This window comes from Clostridium sp. SGI.024, from assembly GCF_050315195.1.
In the GTDB taxonomy this organism is placed as follows: Bacteria; Bacillota; Clostridia; order Clostridiales; family Clostridiaceae; genus Clostridium.
This window is the reverse complement of sequence record NZ_JBNPON010000167.1, coordinates 1-361: the sequence shown is the minus strand read 5'-3', so window position 1 is coordinate 361 and position 361 is coordinate 1. Positions and strand designations below refer to the sequence as shown.

The 361-nt window shown below is 31.6% G+C and carries 1 pseudogene; it reads right to left on the bottom strand.

Annotated features, from left to right (window positions below):
* Positions 1-361, bottom strand: a pseudogene (locus ACQRD5_RS17250) (NPCBM/NEW2 domain-containing protein); the annotation flags it as partial.

Genomic DNA, 361 nt, shown 5'->3' with positions numbered 1-361 from the left:
CTTCAGCTGTTAATTGTATAGAAGAAGTACCTGCTGCAGTAGTAACCCACTTATTTCCACCATCTAAACTATATTCAACTGGAACACTAAAAGAACCGTAACTATTATTTATAACAATCTTATTTGCATTATCACCACTAAATGAGAATGACGCTAAATCTACTTTACCTATACCCATAATTGATTTTGCAATATCTCTACATGCTGCATCTTGGAATACATTAGCTTTTGTAGCTCTTGTAGCATTATTAAGAGCTTCAGTTCTCATTATATCCATATCTGCTTTATCTTCACTTGATAAGTTTGGTCTTATAACTTTTAATAAATCAACCATAGCATATGGATAATAGGTATATGAATC